Origin of the sequence: Vibrio sp. OPT24 (genome assembly GCF_015163545.1) — a bacterium.
Lineage (GTDB): Bacteria > Pseudomonadota > Gammaproteobacteria > Enterobacterales > Vibrionaceae > Vibrio > Vibrio cyclitrophicus.
On record NZ_JADDYI010000053.1, the window covers coordinates 1,322,761 to 1,341,632 of the forward strand.

At 44.6% G+C, this 18,872-nt stretch carries 15 protein-coding genes; 8 read left to right on the plus strand and 7 right to left on the minus strand.

The genetic code is table 11. The features are described from left to right. Positions 1-89: 89 nt before the first annotated feature. Entirely contained in the window at positions 90-791 is a 702-nt protein-coding gene (locus IQO02_RS19490) for a flavin reductase family protein (protein ID WP_016799171.1), read from the minus strand. A 259-nt stretch (positions 792-1,050) separates the two neighbouring features. Between IQO02_RS19490 and IQO02_RS19495 the strand changes: the two genes are divergently transcribed. The 3 genes from IQO02_RS19495 (at position 1,051) to IQO02_RS19505 (ending at position 4,829) form a co-directional block, all read left to right on the plus strand. Next, a complete protein-coding gene (locus IQO02_RS19495; RefSeq protein ID WP_065106892.1) occupies positions 1,051-2,382 on the plus strand; it encodes a ferric reductase-like transmembrane domain-containing protein in 1,332 nt (443 codons plus the stop codon). Positions 2,383-2,554: 172 nt separating this feature from the next. Further along, on the plus strand, positions 2,555-2,962 hold the full coding sequence (locus IQO02_RS19500) for a hypothetical protein (RefSeq protein ID WP_010432797.1): 408 nt from the start codon (positions 2,555-2,557) through the stop codon (positions 2,960-2,962). 493 nt (positions 2,963-3,455) lie between these two features. After that, a complete protein-coding gene (locus tag IQO02_RS19505) occupies positions 3,456-4,829 on the plus strand; it encodes a carbohydrate porin (RefSeq protein ID WP_065106891.1) in 1,374 nt (457 codons plus the stop codon). A 167-nt stretch (positions 4,830-4,996) separates the two neighbouring features. Here the strand turns inward: IQO02_RS19505 and IQO02_RS19510 are convergent, their stop codons facing one another. Next, positions 4,997-5,983 carry a LacI family DNA-binding transcriptional regulator gene (locus tag IQO02_RS19510; protein ID WP_016766972.1) on the minus strand — a complete coding sequence of 329 codons (987 nt, stop codon included), beginning with the start codon at positions 5,981-5,983 and terminating at the stop codon, positions 4,997-4,999. A 234-nt stretch (positions 5,984-6,217) separates the two neighbouring features. On the opposite strand from IQO02_RS19510, the gene IQO02_RS19515 reads away from it, so the two are divergent. The 3 genes from IQO02_RS19515 to IQO02_RS19525 all read left to right on the plus strand — a co-directional run bounded on the left by IQO02_RS19515 (position 6,218) and on the right by IQO02_RS19525 (position 10,255). After that, complete coding sequence (locus IQO02_RS19515; protein ID WP_010432806.1) at positions 6,218-7,657, plus strand: sucrose-specific PTS transporter subunit IIBC; 1,440 nt, start codon at positions 6,218-6,220, stop codon at positions 7,655-7,657. Between the two features lie 196 nt (positions 7,658-7,853). Continuing rightward, positions 7,854-8,813, plus strand: coding sequence for an aminoimidazole riboside kinase (locus IQO02_RS19520; protein ID WP_016766973.1), 960 nt, complete (start codon positions 7,854-7,856; stop codon positions 8,811-8,813). Beyond that, positions 8,810-10,255, plus strand: a complete 1,446-nt coding sequence (locus tag IQO02_RS19525; RefSeq protein WP_016766974.1) for a sucrose-6-phosphate hydrolase — start codon at positions 8,810-8,812, stop codon at positions 10,253-10,255. The genes IQO02_RS19520 and IQO02_RS19525 overlap by 4 nt, the downstream gene beginning before the upstream one ends. 69 nt (positions 10,256-10,324) lie before the next feature. On the opposite strand, the gene IQO02_RS19530 is transcribed toward IQO02_RS19525, so the two are convergent. Further along, positions 10,325-10,972, minus strand: coding sequence for a glutathione S-transferase family protein (locus IQO02_RS19530; RefSeq protein ID WP_016766975.1), 648 nt, complete (start codon positions 10,970-10,972; stop codon positions 10,325-10,327). A gap of 97 nt (positions 10,973-11,069) precedes the next feature. Here IQO02_RS19530 and IQO02_RS19535 point away from each other — a divergent pair, with 97 nt between their 5' ends. Further along, positions 11,070-11,921: a LysR family transcriptional regulator gene (locus IQO02_RS19535; protein ID WP_016766976.1), complete on the plus strand. Its 852-nt coding sequence runs from the start codon at positions 11,070-11,072 to the stop codon at positions 11,919-11,921. On the opposite strand, the gene IQO02_RS19540 is transcribed toward IQO02_RS19535, so the two are convergent. Together IQO02_RS19540 and IQO02_RS19545 are read right to left on the minus strand one after the other, a co-directional pair. Beyond that, positions 11,914-13,392, minus strand: a complete 1,479-nt coding sequence (locus IQO02_RS19540) for a cryptochrome/deoxyribodipyrimidine photo-lyase family protein (protein ID WP_016766977.1) — start codon at positions 13,390-13,392, stop codon at positions 11,914-11,916. The two genes, IQO02_RS19535 and IQO02_RS19540, sit on opposite strands and share 8 nt — an antisense overlap. A gap of 107 nt (positions 13,393-13,499) precedes the next feature. Beyond that, positions 13,500-15,296: a sigma-54-dependent Fis family transcriptional regulator gene (locus tag IQO02_RS19545; RefSeq protein WP_010432822.1), complete on the minus strand. Its 1,797-nt coding sequence runs from the start codon at positions 15,294-15,296 to the stop codon at positions 13,500-13,502. A gap of 330 nt (positions 15,297-15,626) precedes the next feature. Here IQO02_RS19545 and IQO02_RS19550 point away from each other — a divergent pair, with 330 nt between their 5' ends. After that, a complete protein-coding gene (locus IQO02_RS19550; RefSeq protein ID WP_016797750.1) occupies positions 15,627-17,147 on the plus strand; it encodes an aldehyde dehydrogenase family protein in 1,521 nt (506 codons plus the stop codon). A 143-nt stretch (positions 17,148-17,290) separates the two neighbouring features. Here IQO02_RS19550 and IQO02_RS19555 read toward each other — a convergent pair whose 3' ends face one another. Continuing rightward, positions 17,291-18,028: an NUDIX domain-containing protein gene (locus IQO02_RS19555; RefSeq protein WP_010432825.1), complete on the minus strand. Its 738-nt coding sequence runs from the start codon at positions 18,026-18,028 to the stop codon at positions 17,291-17,293. 230 nt (positions 18,029-18,258) lie between these two features. Further along, a complete protein-coding gene (locus tag IQO02_RS19560; protein WP_010432828.1) occupies positions 18,259-18,660 on the minus strand; it encodes a hypothetical protein in 402 nt (133 codons plus the stop codon). Between the last annotated feature and the right edge of the window lie 212 nt (positions 18,661-18,872).

The window sequence follows — 18,872 nt, forward strand, 5'->3', positions numbered from 1 at the left end:
GGTTGCATGATGTTTAGTTGCACCCTTTTAGAGCCACTTTGAGCTGCATCTCTTGTAATTAAAGGAAGTTAGCACTTTTTGACTGCAAATTACCGATCAAAATGAGTTAGATTAAATTCAAAAGCCTCCCATGAGGTTGGGTTACCTTCGCGAGTCAGAGGAAACAAAGACTCGTGTGGTTTTGCATAACTTAAACGATGCAGTCTTTGAGTGACGTGGTAGCTATCCAATCCTGATATTGTGACCAAGTCTAACGCTTCTAAATCGAGGTAGCCATCCGGCATCATGGCGCGCTTTGGTACGTGAATCGTAATAACTTCACCAATCAACATCTGAGTTTGATTACTTTCTATTGTAATTTTCTCTTTGAAGGTTAAGCCTATTTTCAGTGGGCTTTCCAAGACAAACGGGGCTGGAAATACATCGTCGTAATATGGCGTGAGACCGACCGCATTGAATTCTGAGATTGGTTTAGGATAGCGAGCCGAAGTTTGATGCGCTTTTCTAACAAATTCTGCACCAATGCTATTAATGGTGAAGTGCTTCGTTTCTAGAATATTCTCTAATGTGTGGCGTCTACTTTCACAGGGGCGCACGATAAAGCCAAACAATGGTGGATTCGATCCTAAATGAACAACCGAGCTGATAACCGCAAGGTTATCTAAGCCTTCTTTATCGCAGGTACCAATAAGGTTAGCGCTTTTGAACCCCGACAGAGAGTTAATCAAGCGAGTCCGATGCCTTTGATCCATTGTTTGCAGATCATGCTTTGCAAGGGTGATGTCCTTCATGTTTTCTCTAGTTTTCATTTTTATCACAACTTTGCTCACTAACGGATCAATATGTACGCAGCACTACTCTCTATCGATCAACAGGTTTTCATTAAATAGCGATTTAGAGTGACGCTAGTGACAACTACGCGAGGTCATTACTCGTTATGTGGTGTTTCTCTTTCCGCAGCGATAACTCTTTGCATAGATTTACGCACTTTGACTTCCCTTTACATCCCAGAAACTAAAGTAAAGTTATAGTCTATGAGAGTGCAGAAAAATGAAAACAGTTCGTAATGTCATTTGGGTAATGGTTGCCACGATGTCAGTATTTTGGTTTGCGATGGAACCGCAACTCTTCGCTTCAAATAACGTATTTGAATGGCGCTCGGCCATGATTCAGTATTCGGGTATTTTGTCTCTGATGTTGATGTCGATAGCCATGCTGTTAGCGATGCGTTTTCCTATGATCGAGAATTGGCTTAACGGTATGGACAAAGCGTATCGCGTGCATAAGTGGCTTGGTATCGGTGGGGTGTCTCTAGGTGTCGCGCATTGGCTGTGGTACCAAGTCCCTAAGTGGTTGCTTATGTCTGGAGTGCTGGAGAAACCGATTCATCATGACGGTTTAGGCCCTCAAGGTGTTTTGTCTGGTTGGGAAGCTTGGGCCAATGAATTACGTGGTTTTGCTCAGAACATCGGGGAGTGGGGGTTCTATTTATTGCTTGTTTTACTTGTTGCCTCGTTATGGGCGGCAATCAAGTACAAACCATTTAAACTGTCACATCGCCTTATGTCGTTGGCGTATCTATTGCTCGCCTTTCATTCGGTGTTACTTATCAAACGAGCGTATTGGGGTGAGCCTATTTATTACCTAACTTTGGCTTTTGCTGTGATGGGTTCTATTGCGGCGGTATACAGCTTATTAGGTTTTGTTGGGCGTCGTAATCGCCATTCTTCCACTGTAGTTTCGACTCGCTATTTCCCCCAAGCATCAGTAATGGAATTGATATTAAAGCCGAATGTATCTTGGCAAGGCCATAAAGCTGGACAGTTCGCGTATTTATGCTTTGGCAATGAAGACCCGCATCCATTTACCATCGTTTCAGGTAGTGAAGAGTCAGAACTCCGTTTCTTGATCAAAGAGCTAGGCGATTTTACTACAGATTTGTATGGTCGAGTTAATATTGGTGACGGCGTCACAATTGAGGGGCCTTATGGGCGTCTTGAGTTTGACCTAAGTAAGCCACAAATTTGGGTTGCTGGTGGAGTCGGGATCGCTTCATTTTTTGCGACACTAGAAGCTCTCAAAATAAAGACGAGTCATCCTCGGATTGAATTGTTTTATTGCACTCGCGGCGTTGATGAAAACTTAGTCGATGAACTATGGCATCTCGCACATCAAGTAGGCGTGAAGTTGAACGTGATAGATACTGCTCATTCACCACGGTTAAACGCAGAGCAAATTTTGAACCGATGTGGTGATCTAAATGATTACGAACTCTATTTCTGTGGGCCTGAGTTATTCTCAAAATCACTGAAAAAAGAGCTCGATGCGTATCAATTTAATATTGAAAAAAATTATCATGAAGAATTATTTGTGATGCGTTGATCAGATGAAATACGCGTCTTTAATTCGGAGTAAGATAGCTTCTTGGGGCTGAGGCTGATAACAGCAGCTACGCGGAAAGTCTAAAAATGTACGAACTCGCTCAATTTGCTATTGCAGCAGTTTGCTATTGAGCGATACCATATAAGGCTATTTATTTGGTAAAGATTCAATTATGTCAGATGAAAAACTCGCACTAGAGTGGATGCGTCAACAAGCTCATAAAGTTGACCCATATGTGATCAATCCGTCGTTTGATGAATGTGTTGAGCTGCTCGACCCTGCTTTCAAGAAAGGCAAGAGTGTTGCTCAGCTAAAATATCTGCTATCAGAAGCGGATCGCCGAGCAGGTGCTGCCGAGCGTAAACATGCCGCCTTAAAGTATGCCAAAGAGAAAAGTCCAAATGCAGGTCAAATCTTGCGCCTGCAAAGCAAACTTCAACAAGTCCAATTAGCATTAAAGCTAGCGACTGGCGATAACAATATGACTATCTCGCAGTTCTGTTCTGAATACGATGTCTCTAAACGTGACGGTAATACGGCATGGAATGAAAAGCTAGTTGAGCAGGGTAAAAGAAAGTAGCGGCTTCAACGAATCTATACCTTTTTCAACCACGGCTAGAAAGGCTAACCTAGCTTCGAAAACATCTCCTACTGTTGGTGAGAATGTTCTGCATTCAAAAAGCCTGAAAATTTCACCTCAGGCTTTGCCTCTGCTTTTCCTAATTGATGTTCACTTAATTGTTACCTTCGCTTCAATGGAAGGCTTTAATACGCTTAGGCTCAATCATAGGCTCGTTTTTATTCGTTGAGCTATGTGCGCGATACACTATTTTTCGCCCATTAATCAATTTCACTTGTGACAAAGTTATCAGAATTATGCATTTTCGGTAACGTTCCCGAAATTATCGATCTATCATCCACCCAGATACAAAAGTGAAGTAATCAACACGACTGATTTCTATTTCTTCTTCGATATAGAGCTTATACATCAAAATTATAAGCCGAAATGCGCTTACGAATTATTTTGGGAACGTTTGCAGGTAATCCAAAACAATTAACGTGAGAACATAAGAATGAAACTACACATTTTAGCGGTTGCTGTAACAATGGGGCTAATGACTACATCGGTATTAGCAAGTGAAGACGTTGCAGCATTAGAGCAACGTATTAATGAATTAGAACAAAGAGTTGCACAAACGGAGCAGGTTTCTACCGAAGCCAATGAAAAGGCTTCTTCGTTTGAGTTTCACGGCTATGCGCGCTCTGGGTTATTGATCAACGACGACCTAAACGGCGCGACAGGTACTGGTCCTTACATGACTGCGGCGGGTGCGATTGGTGCGCCTATTGGACGACTTGGTGTGGAAGATGATCATTACGTTGAAGCGAACTTGATTCACAAGCGTTTTGCGAATGATGGTTCTAGTGCCTTGTTTCGTATCATGCTAGCCGACAGTACTGAAACAAATAACGAGTGGACAGCCAGTGAAAGCCAGTTGAATGTACGACAAGTGTATTCAGAACTGAACCGTCTGAGCATGTTCTCTGAATCCGAAGCGTTTTCTGAAGCAACGTTTTGGGCGGGTAAACGATTCGATCGTGACAATTTTGATATTCACTTTTTCGATTCGGATATTGTCTTCTTATCAGGTACTGGTGCGGGCGTTTACGACGTTCAGATGAGCGACAACTGGAAAGCGAATTTCTCTATTTATGGCCGAGATTTTGGTGAGATTGATAGTTCATCGACAGATGTAGAAAACTACATTGCAACGATGAATAACCGTATTGGCCAATGGCAAGTTATGTTGAGTGGCATGACTTCAGCAGACAACGATAGTCGCCTAAATGGTGCTGCTGAAAGCGGTGTACACGCAATGTTTGCGTACCATGGAGACAACTTCTTTGGTTTGAGCGAAGGCTTCTCTAAAACGGGCATGTTAGTGGGTAGCGGCCTAGGTGCAGAGCTAAAAGGCATCGGTTCCAATGGTGACCTGCTGGATGACGCAAAAGCCGTTCGCCTGTTTAGCTACGGCGTCACTCGTATTGGCGACAACTGGCGTTTAGCGCCTGCATTGATGGCAGAGCATAGCCAAGACCGTCTGAAGAAGAATGACGAGTTCACATGGGCTTCTTTAAACGTTCGATTAGCTCAAGAGTTCTCAGAAAACTTTGAGATGGTTTACGAAGGTTCATTGCAGTACATGGATTTAGACAACTCGACAGAGCAAGCGAGCGGAGGTTTCTACAAAGCGACAGTTGCACCAACACTGAAGCTTTCAACCAGCACTGGTTTTTTTGACCGACCAGAACTACGTTTCGCTGTAAGCTATGTAGATTGGAGTGAAGACCTGAATGGTTACTCGATCAGCACTGAGGCAGATGCAGCAACGATGGGAGAGGGCGGCGAGGTTCTGTTTGCACTGCAGATGGAAACTTGGTTCTAATTGCTTGATATATCGTTGAGATAGAGATCGTCAATCATGATGTGATATTTGCATCATTAAATGCCAACCTTATCATTTTAACTTGTAGGTTGGCATTTTGGCATCTGTGTTTAGATGTTTGACTAGTTAATACTCTGGCTCTTTTAGCTAGCTGTTGAACTGATTAACTAGCAAGATTCTCGGTCAATGGTGGTGAAGGTCAGCACCATTTTACTCATTTCAAAGCCTTTTTTCTCAATACGGTCGAGCAACAGTTTGGCTCCATTTTCTCCCGCTTTATCAAACGCATAGTTAAACGTAGACAGCGTTGGTGTGCATACGGAAGCGAGTTCATCGTCACCCACACCGAGCACCAATACATCTTTCCCTGGAATGAACCCTGCTTCCTGAATCGCTCTGATCGCACCGATTGCGATACGGTCAGTGGCACAGAACAGGCCGTCGAGCTTCTTGTGCTCTTTGAGAGACTGCTTAGCCAGCTGGTAGCCGGAATCTATGGTGAAGTCGCCTCGCGCGTGAAATTGCAGTGTGAGGTCGTTGAATTGGAGCGATTGAGTAAATCCTTCCGATCTCATCTTGTCGACCGCGATGTCATCGCCTTGAACGCCAATGAACCCCATATTCTTACAACCTTTCGCGATTAGGCGATTACCCGCTTCGAACCCTACACGTGCATCATCGTGCACAATGCTTGGGATGTTAAACATAGATCCGTCTTGACCAACCAATACCACCGGCACAGCAGAGCTTTGAATGGCTTTAACTAATTGCTTGTCTAGATGAGTCGCGTATAGGATGATGCCTTCTACTCGCTTTTGGTTAAATATCTGAATATATTCAAGTTCTTTGTGGTGTGTTTGGTGTGTGCTCGCTAATAAAACATGCTTGCCCGCTTGCTCTAAGACTGCGGTTAAACCGTCGACACCTTGAGAGGTAGCGTGGGAAGAAACCCTAGGGACAATCACACCAACGAGATTGGTTTTCTGAGATTTCAAGTCTTTAGCGACTTGGTTTGGGAGATAGCCACACTCTTCGACCGCTTTACGCACCTTCACTTTGGTCGCGTCTTTTACACCATATTCATCGTTGATTACTCTAGAAACCGTCGACTTGGAAACTCCAGCGAGACGAGCAACATCATGAAGACTAGCCATTATTCATTATCCATTTGTAATTTTAGTTTTGGGATTGTTTGCAAACCTGGAATAACATTTCCTGTTTGTAAGGCGATTTTAACCTTGTCACTTCATCCTAGGGAGATAATTTAAAGATCATTCTCACATTATGGAGCCATTATCTTTGATCATTTGTTATTTATAGGCAAAGATTTGTTTTGCAAACGTTCCCGAAAATTCAAAAGCTCAAATGATAATCCAATGGGGTATGTAATGAATTATCCAAAAATAGCAAAAGAGCTGCTTTCTCTATTAGGTGGTAAAAGTAATATCACCGCACTTGCACACTGTGCGACTCGTCTGCGTCTTGCGGTTGCAGACCAAGATAAAATTGATGAGCAGGCGATTGATAACCTAGAAGGGGTTAAGGGCCAGTTTAAAGTGGCAGGTCAATATCAGATCATCTTTGGCTCAGGCATCGTAAACCAAGTTTATGCTGAGTTGGCTAAGCTGACTGAAATGACGGAAATGTCGACCAACGATGTAGCGTCTGCAGGTGCTGACAACCAAAATATCCTGCAACGCGCAGTGAAAGGTCTGTCTGATATTTTTGTACCAATCATTCCGGCGATTGTTGCTGGTGGTCTTTTGATGGGTATCTACAACTTATTGACGGCTCAAGGCTTGTTCATTGATGGCAAATCTTTAATCGACGCTAATCCGGGTTTGACCGACTTAGCAAACATGATCAATACATTTGCTAATGCTCCTTTTGTCTACCTGCCTATTTTATTAGCATTTTCAGCGAGTAAGAAGTTTGGTGGTAACCCATACCTTGGCGCGGCTCTAGGTATGTTGATGGTTCACCCAGACTTGCTTAACGGCTGGGGCTTCGGTGGCGCATCGGTTTCGGGCAGTATTCCAGTTTGGAACATTTTAGGTTTCGAAATCGAGAAAGTGGGCTATCAAGGTTCAGTACTGCCCGTTCTTGTTTCTGCGTTTATTCTAGCGAAAGTTGAGCTTGGCCTACGTAAAGTTATTCCTTCGGTTCTGGATAACTTGCTAACGCCGCTACTGGCTATTTTCGTGACTGGCCTTCTGACATTTACGGTTGTGGGGCCATTTACACGTGATATCGGTTTCTTACTGGGTGACGGTCTTAACTGGCTATACAACAGCGCTGGCTTCATTGGTGGTGCGGTATTTGGTTTAATTTATGCGCCGTTCGTTATTACTGGTATGCACCATAGCTTTATTGCTATTGAAACTCAGCTGCTTGCGGATATCGCAACGACTGGCGGTACGTTCATCTTCCCTATCGCGGCGATGTCTAACGTGTCACAAGGTGCAGCGGCACTGGCGGTTGGTTTCATGAGTAAAGATAAGAAAATGAAAGGTATCGCGATTCCTTCTGGTGTGACCGGTTTGCTTGGTATTACTGAACCTGCAATGTTCGGTGTGAACTTGAAGCTTCGCTATCCATTCATTGCTGCGGTCTGTGCAGCTGCGGTTTCAAGCGCGTTTATCACTATGTTCAATGTGAAAGCACAAGCACTGGGTGCGGCGGGTATTCCGGGCATCATCTCAATATCACCAGAAAAAATTGGCTACTACGTGGTAGGTATGATTATCGCGTTCGTGACTGCCTTTGCTCTGACCGTTGTTTTAGGTCTGCGTGAGCGCAGCAAGCAAAACATTAAAGCAACAGCTTAACGTTTCTCCCTAGGAGTGAAGCCCCCCCTTTTCACTTCATTTCCTAAGCTTTGGGGTGCTAGCTAGGTGATTTGGCTTAGCTAGCCTTTTTGTATTTTTATATGACAGCGTGAATTGTCACCTTGCTTTCGGTTGCTACTGCTTTCGATGGCCATCGCTTTCGGTTGTCATGATTTTCAGTTTTAAGGTAAGAAAGATGAATCAAGTTTGGGTAACTGGAGACGCTGTCGTCGACCTCATTCCGGAGACTGACTCGACATTATTGAAATGTCCGGGCGGTGCGCCTGCCAATGTCGCGGTAGCGATTTCTCGCCTTTTAGGCAAAAGCGCATTTTTCGGCCGAGTGGGTAACGACCCGTTTGGCACTTTTATGGAAGTGAATCTGCAAAAGGAAGGTGTGAATACCGAGCGTTTGGTGAAGGACCCTGAACAACGCACATCAACCGTGGTGGTAGATCTTGATGACCAAGGCGAGCGCAGTTTTACGTTTATGGTTAAGCCAAGTGCCGACCAGTTTATGTCTGTTGAAGACATTCCCGAATTTAAGAAAAACGAGTGGTTACACGTCTGCTCAATCTCTTTAGCTAATGAACCAAGCCGAAGCAGTACCTTTGAAGCTATCCGACGCATGAAAGCCGCGGGCGGTTACATCAGTTTCGATCCAAACCTTCGTGATGAAGTATGGCAAAACCCATCTGAAATTAAGTCTGTGGTCATGAAAGCGGTTGAATTGGCTGATGTGGTTAAATTCTCAGAAGAAGAGCTGGATTTCTTAACCGATTCAACTTCTATCGAACAAGGTTTAGCTAACATTGCAGATCTTAACAACAGGCTTGTTTTGGTTACGCAGGGCGCGAAAGGCGTTTGGCGAGTATTTGAAAACCAAGGTGTGTTGATTTCAGGTTGCTCAGTGACGCCTGTGGATACCACGGGTGCAGGCGATGCTTTTGTTGGCGGTTTGCTTGCAAAGCTTTCTCAACATGAAGAGTGGAATAATCAACGAGTCGTTGATTCTGCAATTCAGTGGGCGAATGGTTGCGGTGCATTGGCAATCACGCAAAAAGGCGCGATGACTGCACTTCCCACGCAAGAGGCTCTCACTCAGTTTATTCAAAAAGACTCTTCAAATACGAATGCCGTAGAGGAGAGTGTATGAGTTTGAATTCGAACTGGACAGTAGAGCAAAGGTACTGTCGCGTAGAGCAGATTTCTCAAGACAGTATGGATGCGATGGTAAAACAGCGTAAGCAAGATTCTGGATACCCTAGTTACCATATTGCTCCCAAATTTGGCTTGCTGAATGACCCAAATGGTTTGTGTTACTTCAACGGCGAGCATCATATTTTTTACCAATGGACGCCGGTTGGCCCTGTTCATGGCATGAAGTATTGGTATCACCTGTCTACAAAAGATTTTGTTCACTTCGAAGACCATGGCATTGGACTGCATCCAGATCAAGATTACGATTCTCATGGGGTTTATTCTGGCGGCGCTCTCGTTGAAAACGATGAAGCTATTTTATTCTTCACGGGAAATCATCGGGATGAAAACTGGGAAAGGTCCTCAACTCAGTGTGTTGCAAAGATGTCCGTCAAAGGGCAAATAGAAAAGCATGGTGTGGTTATCGAAAATGAACACTACACAGAACATTTCCGCGACCCAAAAGTGTGGAAGGACGGTGACGATTACTTGATGGTTGTTGGGGCTCAGACCCAAGAAAAACGTGGTTCAATGGCGCTGTACAGAAGTCGTGATCTCATGAACTGGCAGCATAAAGGTTCTATTCAAACTCGTTACAACAATCTTGGCTATATGTGGGAATGCCCTGACTTTTTCGAGATAGATACCCAGTCAGTGATGTTGTTTTCTCCACAAGGTGTCTCTAGCGATAATCCGTACGATTTTAAAAATATTTACTCAGTGGCTTACATTGTTGGTGATTGTTTGAATTTAGATTCGATGGAATTTGAAAACCATCAAGATATCGCGCAGCCTGATTACGGATTTGATTTTTACGCACCTCAGACTTACTTAGACGATTCCGGTCGCCGGATCTTGATTGCTTGGGTAGGCCTTCCTGATATCGACGCTCCATCTGTAGCGCACCAATGGGCGGGTATGTTGTCATTACCTCGTGAGTTGAAAATCCAAGATGGTTATCTTGTTCAATCTGCTTTACCTGAATCGAAAGCGCTGCAGGGTGAGGCTGTGGTGGTTGAGAACACTCTTGAACTGAATACAACCAGCTTCATGATTGAGATCGAAACAGGTGCGGACAAGTTTGAGTTTACGCTTGCCAACGCCGCGGGCGAGAATATCGTGTTCAGTGCCACAGAGACGGAATTCATGCTTGATCGCAGTAAGATGTCTCAACTTTACGCGGAAGAGTTTGGCTGTGTGAGAAAAGCGCCGAGGTTAAGTGTTGAGCAAACTATCGAAGTTTATGTCGATAAATCGGTGATCGAAATTTTTATCAATGGCGGTAAACATACAATGACCAGTCGTTTCTTCATCGATGATTTGAAGTTGTTGTCGATTGCCGGTGACATGGAAGCCGTTTATCACTCGATGAGTTCAATTAAAGGGTTGGATGAATAGTCCTCTTTCATTTCAGTTACAAAAGCCGCTGTTTACCAGCGGCCTTTTTAAGCTTGTGAACTTCATATTTTAAGCGAGTTGACCGGCTTCATCCTCTTCAACCACATCGGTTTCCAAGCTTGCTTCTGCTAACCATTTTTGTATTGAAGGGCTGTTAAGCACGCGTTGTTGATACTGTGATGCCTTTTCGGAAAGTTGTATTCCATAGGTTTCTACACGTAAAGCCACAGGTGCAAACATCGCATCGGCAATCGACCATTCACCAAACAACCATTCCTCTGGGTATTGTTCCATTTGTGCAGACCATATTGCATCGATACGAGCGATGTCTTTCAGTGCATCTTCACTCAAAACGAGCTTTCTTTTAGCTCGGCAGTTCATCGGCATTTCATTTCTGACGGCAAAAAACCCAGAATGCATCTCTGCAGAAATTGCTCGGGCATGGGCGCGATCTGCAACTGAATTAGGCCATGCCGCGCCGTTCAAATGTGCGTCGTTGACGTATTCAAGAATGGCCAACGAATCCCAGACGGCAATATCACCATCGACTAAGGTTGGAACTTTGGCCGTTGGTGTAACGGCAGCCAACGTATCGTAGAAATCAGAGGTAAAAAGTTTAAGCTTGATGATGTCTGTATTCAGGTTGTAGTTATCAAATATCAGCCATGCTCGTAATGACCAAGTTGAGTAATTCTGGTTTCCAATATAAAGCTGCATAGGTGCTTCCTTGCGTTTGGTGAGTATGTTTTGAGCTTAGGGGATTGTATTGCGGAGCACTAACGGATAATTTTGATGGAATACATTAATAAAAGCGATGGGTGGTGAGTTCAATATGGATATTGATGCGTTGCGAGGCTTTCTCGCTTTTGTGGAAACCAGCAGCTTCACGCGAGCCGCGAAACAGATCAACCGCACCCAATCGGCATTCAGTGCTCAGATGCGTAAGTTGGAAGAAGAACTTAATGTAACTCTTTTTCAAAAAGAAGGACGCAATCTTGTGCTCACTGAAGCGGGCTTAGCGCTACGTTCTCACGCGGAGCAATTAGTTGCCCTCCACAATTCGGCCCTGAAACAGGTAAAGCGATATGGGGACAAACAGCCGCTTCGGTTAGGTTGCCCAGAAGATTACAACGACACCATTCTTCCGAAAGTGATTCGACTGTTGCAGCAAGCAGAACCCACCTGTTCTATTCAAGTATTCAGCCTACCAAGTATTACGCTCAGAGAGTGGCTAGATGATGGCCGATTAGATGCAGCGATTGTCACCCGAGCGCCTGACAGCGAAGAGGGATATTGGCTGACTCATGATGTCGGAGTTTGGATTAGTAGCCCTGAGTTTGCGTTTGATGACGTTAGGCCAGTTCCATTGGCGCTGTTTCAGACTGATTGTAAGTATCACGCGGCGGCGGTGAACGGTTTAACCAAGCAAGGTACGTCTTACCAACTGTTGGCATGCAGTAATACTGCTTCGGCGCAGCGTGCGATCGTGAAGGCCGGTTTAGCTATTGGGGCGATGGGTAAGCTCAGTGTTACCCCTGATTTGAAGATCCTTGAAGACATGCCTCCACTGCCTTCGGTGGACATTGTGCTTATTCTCGCCAGTAAACCTCACCCAGTATTGGATAAAGAAGTGCTCAATCAACTTGTCGAGTTGGGAACTAATTAGATTTCTTCTTTGATGGCCTGACATGCCGAGATAAGACCCGACTATTTTCTTGCTTTACCTCAGTCAGTTTTCGCCATGACCATAAACGTACCCGTGCCTCTTTTGCGCTGGTTTCGAGATCTATGACAGGATTGAGGTAAGGAGAGTTAGGTTCAAATTTATGCATCATCATTTCCATCGGCGTCATCTTCCAGGGCTCAAATAATAATGGCGTCGGAACCTCTGAGAGTTCTGGAACCCATTTTCGAATAAAATCACCATCGGGGTCGTGTTCTTGTGCTTGCTTCGTTGGGTTATAAATTCTTATGGTATTGATTCCAGTTACTCCAGCTTGCATTTGAAACTGCGGATAATGAATACCGGGTTCGAAATCGAGGAAGAGTTGCGCTAAATGAGTCACGCCATTTCGCCAGTCCATATTCATGTGGTGAGTGAGAAAGCTCACTAACATCGAACGCATCCGAAAGTTGATATACCCCGTGTGATGCAAACAACGCATGCAGGCATCGACCAATGGCACTCCCGTTAAACCGAGTTTCCATGCTTTTAATCGTGTTGGGTCGTTTACCGTTTCATTGTACAACAGCGCCTCATAGGCGAAATTTACACAGCGAAATTCCATGTCACATTCCGATTCAAACTTCTGTATGAAATGACAGTGCCAATGAAGCCTTGAAGAGAGAGCGATGAGGCTACGACGAAAGCCTGCGACCTGCCAGTGTTCCAACAGATGTTGATAAACTTCACGCAGCGAAATGTTACCCCAAGCCAAATACGGGGACAGGCGAGTGCAAGCATGTCTCGATGCTTCTGGGCTTGAGATACTACGGTAGTAATCGCGACCTCGTCGCTGAAAGAAGTCATGCAAGGTTGCCCATGCCAACGTACTGCCGCCCGTTTGTATACCATTGCTTTTGGTTAACCAGGCTTCTGGAGGCACTATTGCTAACCCAAGCTCATTAGCATCCAGAGTATGCAATGATTCTGTTGTCAATTTGGTTTGGATTATGGGGGCGCGCATGACACTGTTCCAGTGTTTATCCCAACCGATTCGGTCTTTCGCCCCTCTGACGACAGCGCCCTGAGCAGACTCTTGCCAACAGATGTTGTGTTCTTGAAACCAGTCAGAAATTTGCTTGTCACGATCGAAAGTACAATTTAAGCCTACCTCTTGATGGGAGAATACATTTTGGATGTGGTAACGAGATTGGACCGCTTCGAAGCAGTCGATAGCGTTACCATAGAGTATTGATACTTGATGTCCATGCTCGCTCAATGACAGGTTCATGCATTGGAGCGATTGCCAAATAAATCTCCAGTGCCGTTCTGAATAATGCGCATTGTCTAACAGCATGGGCTCAAAGATGTAAAGTAATACCGTTGGGTGTTGCTCTGATAAAGCCTGCTGCAATGGCTCGTGATCGGTAAGGCGTAAATCTCGTTTTAGCCACACTATGTTAATTGTTTGCATCTGAACCCTCTGTCGTTTTGAAGCATTACGTAGCAGAGGTCAAAATTTCTCACTAGATGTGCAATTTTTTATTGCAAAGAAAAGCCACAAATAAGAGTGTCGGGTACTTATTGTTTATTAATAATCCCTAAGCTCTTCAGTTTTCGATAAATAGTGTTGCGGCTGATGCCGAGTATTCGTGATGTCTTGCTGATATTTCCTTGGTTGGCTTGATAGGTTTGTAGCAAAGTATCTTCAACGGTGCTTTTTAAATCTGACTTTGGCGTACTTTCGATGGTGTTAAGCGCCATGGGCTTATGATGATTATCTTCTGTCAGCGATGTCAGCTGTTGAGCAAGATGGCTCGGTACATGTTCTAGTGTGAGTTGTGCTTCCTCACCGGCGAGTAGGGCAGCGACTTTAAGTAAGTTGTCTAACTCGCGGATATTGCCAGGCCAAGAATAGGCGCATAACAAACTCATCAAATGTGGGCAGATTGCTTGTTGGTTTTCAGCGTATTTATTATGAATGTTTTCGATTAAGGCTTGTTTGTCTTGTCTGTGTTGTAGGCTTGGTAAAGTGAAGGCTAAGCCGTTCAAGCGATAATAAAGATCTTGTCGAAATTCTCCGGTTGTGACTAGCTGCTCTAAGTTTTTATGAGTCGCGGCGATGATCTGACAATCTACTTGATAGCTTTGGTTTGAACCCACAGGCACTACAGATTTGTCTTGCAGAACATGCAGCAATCGACACTGAGCTTCCAAAGGCATGTCGGCAATTTCATCTAGAAACAGGATTCCCTTATCTGCTTGGCGGATCTTACCTTGGAATCCTTTGTGGCTTGCGCCAGTAAACGCGCCTGGTGCGTAACCAAACAGTTCGGATTCGATAAGATCTTTCGGTAGCGCACCGCAATTCACTGCAACTAAGGGCGACGATTTACGCTGGCTTTGCTTGTGTAATGCTTTAACAAATTCGCCTTTTCCAACGCCCGTCTCTCCTAAGATTAGGAGGCTGATCCCTTTGTCGATTACCTTATTGGCTTGCTGCCAAGCATGTTCAATTTGTTGCTCGCCATGGTGCAAATCGCACGATGCCGAAATAGAGCGAGTGCGTTTTGCGGTTGGCTGCTTGAGATGCTGTTTTTCAAATACGAATGGCGTATCTAATGAGGTTCGGTTGAAAAGAGTGTCGATGCATTCACCAACGATCGAGGTTTGATCCAGTAGTTGAGAGGCAACCTGATTGTGCGCTAGTACTTCGCCAGCTTCGTTTGCTATCACAATTCCTTGCCAACCACTGTGCAGCAACGATTTCTCACATGCGAGGTCAATACGAGTCGAGCCTTGTGGGATATGGCTCAAAAGTTGGTTTTCAATAAGCTGAACCATATTTTGTACCAGCAATTGCACCGAACTGTCGTGCTGTTGCTGCTCGCTGGTAATGTCTAATACGCCAACCATTTGACCTTGATGATTGAACACCGGACTTGCTGAACAACTGATAAATCGATGCTGGTGGATGAAGTGCTGTTCGCCAATGATAGTTACTGGCTTGGCTTCTACAATCGCAGTGCCTATTGCGTTAGTGCCTTTAAGTTGTTCCTGCCAACACGCTCCTGAGCTGAGTGCTATAGAAGTTAGTTTCTCTTTAAACCGCTCTTGTCCCCAGCTCGCCAGAATCACCCCTTCTATATCCGTCAGAATTAAGCGGCTGTCAGTACGAGCAAACATCTGATTGAACAAAGGCAGGGCATTACGTTCGACAATGTGGATCAAGTCAGATGATTGGTGACGTCGCTGCTTAAGAATGGATTGCGGCAGGCGAATGTCTTCGGGAAGTCGTCTCTGTTTTAGGCCTGCTTCTGTGCTGCGATGCCAAGAGGATGAAAGCCAATCTGATGTGTTTGCTTGTTGAAGGTGCATGACTGTTCCATGTCGTAACAGTGAGGGTGTACCAAATTGGAACAGTTGAACACTGGAGTGGTCTCCATACGTCCGTTCAATGCCAACTCACTTTAGGTTGTAAACGTTTGGTAATCATAGTTTTACATTTTGTTAACAACAAGGTTTGAAGTTCTGGCGTGTGATTTGCGTTGTTACTGTTGTAAAGAAAACATGAAGTATCAGTGTTTTAAACAGGAAGTATAAATATGGTGACTCTCTTCTCACGAGAAAGCGCCGTGTATTTTCAACAACACAAATTCAATAAAACAAATACAACATTGAATAATAAAATCAAAGAAGGATCGAACTATGATTTACGCACAGCCGGGTAGTGATAACGCAGTGGTGAACTTTAAAGCTCAATACGATAACTTTATTGGTGGTGAGTGGGTTAAGCCTGTGAGTGGCGAATATTTTGATAATATTTCTCCTGTTAACGGTCAGGCTTACTGTCAAGTGGCACGTTCAACAGAGGCGGATATTAGCTTAGCATTGGATGCCGCGCATGCTGCTCGTGCAAGTTGGGCTGCGACTAGCGTGACGGAACGCTCAAACATCCTGCTTAAAATTGCCGATCGTATTGAAGCGAACCTAGAAGAAATTGCAGTCGCGGAGACGTGGGAAAACGGCAAGCCAGTTCGTGAAACGCTAGCGGCAGATATTCCTTTGGTTGTTGACCACTTTCGCTACTTTGCAGGTTGTATTCGAGCGCAAGAAGGCAGTGCAGCAGAGTTAGATTCAAACACAGCAAGCTACCACTTCCCAGAACCGATTGGTGTGGTGGGGCAGATTATTCCTTGGAACTTCCCGATTCTAATGGCGGCTTGGAAGCTAGCACCTGCGCTAGCGGCGGGTTGTTGTGTCGTGATGAAGCCAGCTGAGCAAACACCCACATCAATTTTGGTGATGATGGAGAAGATCGCCGATCTTCTACCTGCAGGTGTGGTCAACATTGTTAATGGTTTTGGTAGCGAAGCGGGTCAAGCACTGGCAACCAGTGATCGTTTGGCTAAATTGGCGTTTACTGGCTCAACTGAAGTTGGACATCATATTCTGAAATGTGCGGCTGAAAGCTTGATTCCTTCAACGGTTGAGCTTGGTGGTAAATCTCCAAATATCTATTTCCCAGATATCTTCAATCATGAAGACGATTACCTAGATAAGTGTGTCGAAGGCATGCTGCTTGCGTTCTTCAACCAAGGTGAAGTATGTACGTGTCCGTCGCGTGTTCTTATCCATGAATCGGTGTACGACAAGTTCATCGCCAAGGTGATCGAGCGTGCGCAAACCATCAAGCAAGGTAACCCATTGGATACCGATACTCAGGTGGGTGCGCAAGCTTCAAAAGAGCAGTTTGATAAGATTCTGAGCTATCTTGAGATAGGTCGCCAAGAGGGCGCTAAAGTGCTAACTGGTGGTGAAATTGCGCAACAACCTGATGATTTGGGGGACGGTTATTATATTCAACCAACCATGCTCGAAGGCAACAACAAGATGCGTGTCTTCCAAGAAGAGATCTTCGGCCCTGTTATCGCGGTAACCACTTTTAAAGACGAAGCGGAAGCACTAGAAATTGCCAATGATACCGAATATGGCTTGGGTGCAGGTGTGTGGACTCGAGATGCAAATCTAGCGTATCGCATGGGACGCAACATCGAAGCAGGTCGTATTTGGGTGAACTGCTACCACGCTTACCCAGCACACGCGGCGTTTGGTGGTTACAAGAAGTCGGGTATCGGTCGTGAGACGCACAAGATGATGCTCGATCATTACCAAAATACGAAGAATCTGTTGATTAGCTACGATACTAATCCGTTGGGCTTCTTCTAATACTGGTTTGTTTTAAAAGTATGAGAATGAATCATGGGTACAAAGAATAATTAACAACGCAGTTGGCTTATATTAAGAAAAACAAAAAGTGAAAGCAAAACGCCTAACTCATTTGAGTTGGGCGTTTTTATGCTTGAATCGTTCTAGCTTTGCGAAAAGAAGATCTCTGGCTTGTGGACAGGGCCATAGTTGCCTTCTAACTGAGTGAGCTCCAAACCTTGCTTTCCGATCAGAGTACCGACCAACTGGCGGTTAAACGGGTAGCTGTCGGGGTTGTTAATATATTCTTCAACATCAATCCATTTAGCTTCTGCAATTTCATCAGTGTCTTGAATCGAAATCTCTTGGGTTTGCGCGATAAGGTGACAAATAAAGTAGAGGTTCGATTTACCGAATTGATACGGGTGCCTTGTCGCCATGCCAACCACAGAAACGAATGTGGCTTCGATACCTGTCTCTTCCAATGTTTCTCGAATTACTGATTCTTCAATGCCTTCGCCCAACTCAATATGACCGCCAGGTAACTTGTAGCCAGTCATACCGTGCTCTTTGATCATCAGCACTTGGTTGTGTTCGTTAGTGATCAATGCGCCTGCACCCAAAGTGTGGGTGGGGATGAAAGGCACAAACTCTACAATCTCAGATTTATGGATCAGCGTAATCTCGTCTTCTAGACAGTTGTGAAATACAAAGCCAAGTTCAGTCGCCACCGGAATAAGGTGCGACAATGAAATAGGCAAGCTAATCCAAATGATGCCTTTGTTGTTCTGATTTGAAAATTCGGTGATCTCGCTGAGTTCGGCATTGAATGAATCAGCATCGTGAGGGGCTGTTGCTGGGTCAATGATGATGCCGTTAAATTTGTCGAGCGTAAATTCCACGGGTGATCCTTTATTATTTTTGATTTATTGGGAGTCGAGTATAGGTGGAGCTTATCTTATCTCAAGAGCTTATAAAACCTGCTCTGATTGTAGTATTTTTAAGAACACGGCAGTGGTGGAAAAGTGATGGAGAGTTTAAAGCGGGCGGCTTGAAAAAATTGCGCTAGAAACAAAAACTGCGCTTGGAAGCTAAAGCGCAGTTTTAGAGTCGGGTCTATTTGGGTTCGACGCTAACGAATATAGTTTGCATCAATACTCACGTACCAGTGCTGAAGCTTGCCGTCAGATTTTTTGATCCATAAATCGTTGGTGTAGCTCTCGATCTTGCCGTTAACCGTTAAATTGAACGTGTTTTCGTCGAATTCGCCAAGCTTCACGAACTGGTCTGTGGTAACTAAAAACGGGTCCATGTCGTCCACGCCAACCACATCTGAAATCACATAGTAGTGGTATGTCAGCGGCTTGCTCGCGTCATTCGGGTTGCTGCGGTACGCCACAAGCTTGAATGGTTCCGTTAATGGAACATCGAGCGTTTGCTTGTCCATGGTCGCTGGAATTGGAATAAACAGCCAAGCGGTAAACAGACCGCTCAATAAAACCATCAGGAAGAAAAGAATCTTAATTGCTTTCATAGCAACCTTCAAAATAGGTGATGTTGAAGGCGCTATGGTAACAGGTTTGATTTGCTGATTGTAAGAGTATGAATGAGTGAAAGTATCACCTGTCTGTTAGGAAGTTTGAATGAATTGACACACTGTTCATAAACCTTGGTTTACATTTATTTGTGCGAGTAATGAACAGTCATAAAAAAGCCCACACCTTACGGTTGCAAGGTGTGGGTTAA

Bases quoted from the DNA above. Each gene is read 5' to 3' on its own strand.
- IQO02_RS19490 (WP_016799171.1), bottom strand. From the start codon at position 791: ATGAAGGACATCACCCTTGCAAAGCATGATCTGCAAACAATGGATCAA.
- IQO02_RS19495 (WP_065106892.1), top strand. From the start codon at position 1,051: ATGAAAACAGTTCGTAATGTCATTTGGGTAATGGTTGCCACGATGTCA.
- IQO02_RS19500 (WP_010432797.1), top strand. From the start codon at position 2,555: ATGTCAGATGAAAAACTCGCACTAGAGTGGATGCGTCAACAAGCTCAT.
- IQO02_RS19505 (WP_065106891.1), top strand. From the start codon at position 3,456: ATGAAACTACACATTTTAGCGGTTGCTGTAACAATGGGGCTAATGACT.
- IQO02_RS19510 (WP_016766972.1), bottom strand. From the start codon at position 5,983: ATGGCTAGTCTTCATGATGTTGCTCGTCTCGCTGGAGTTTCCAAGTCG.
- IQO02_RS19515 (WP_010432806.1), top strand. From the start codon at position 6,218: ATGAATTATCCAAAAATAGCAAAAGAGCTGCTTTCTCTATTAGGTGGT.
- IQO02_RS19520 (WP_016766973.1), top strand. From the start codon at position 7,854: ATGAATCAAGTTTGGGTAACTGGAGACGCTGTCGTCGACCTCATTCCG.
- IQO02_RS19525 (WP_016766974.1), top strand. From the start codon at position 8,810: ATGAGTTTGAATTCGAACTGGACAGTAGAGCAAAGGTACTGTCGCGTA.
- IQO02_RS19530 (WP_016766975.1), bottom strand. From the start codon at position 10,972: ATGCAGCTTTATATTGGAAACCAGAATTACTCAACTTGGTCATTACGA.
- IQO02_RS19535 (WP_016766976.1), top strand. From the start codon at position 11,070: ATGGGTGGTGAGTTCAATATGGATATTGATGCGTTGCGAGGCTTTCTC.
- IQO02_RS19540 (WP_016766977.1), bottom strand. From the start codon at position 13,392: ATGCAAACAATTAACATAGTGTGGCTAAAACGAGATTTACGCCTTACC.
- IQO02_RS19545 (WP_010432822.1), bottom strand. From the start codon at position 15,296: ATGCACCTTCAACAAGCAAACACATCAGATTGGCTTTCATCCTCTTGG.
- IQO02_RS19550 (WP_016797750.1), top strand. From the start codon at position 15,627: ATGATTTACGCACAGCCGGGTAGTGATAACGCAGTGGTGAACTTTAAA.
- IQO02_RS19560 (WP_010432828.1), bottom strand. From the start codon at position 18,660: ATGAAAGCAATTAAGATTCTTTTCTTCCTGATGGTTTTATTGAGCGGT.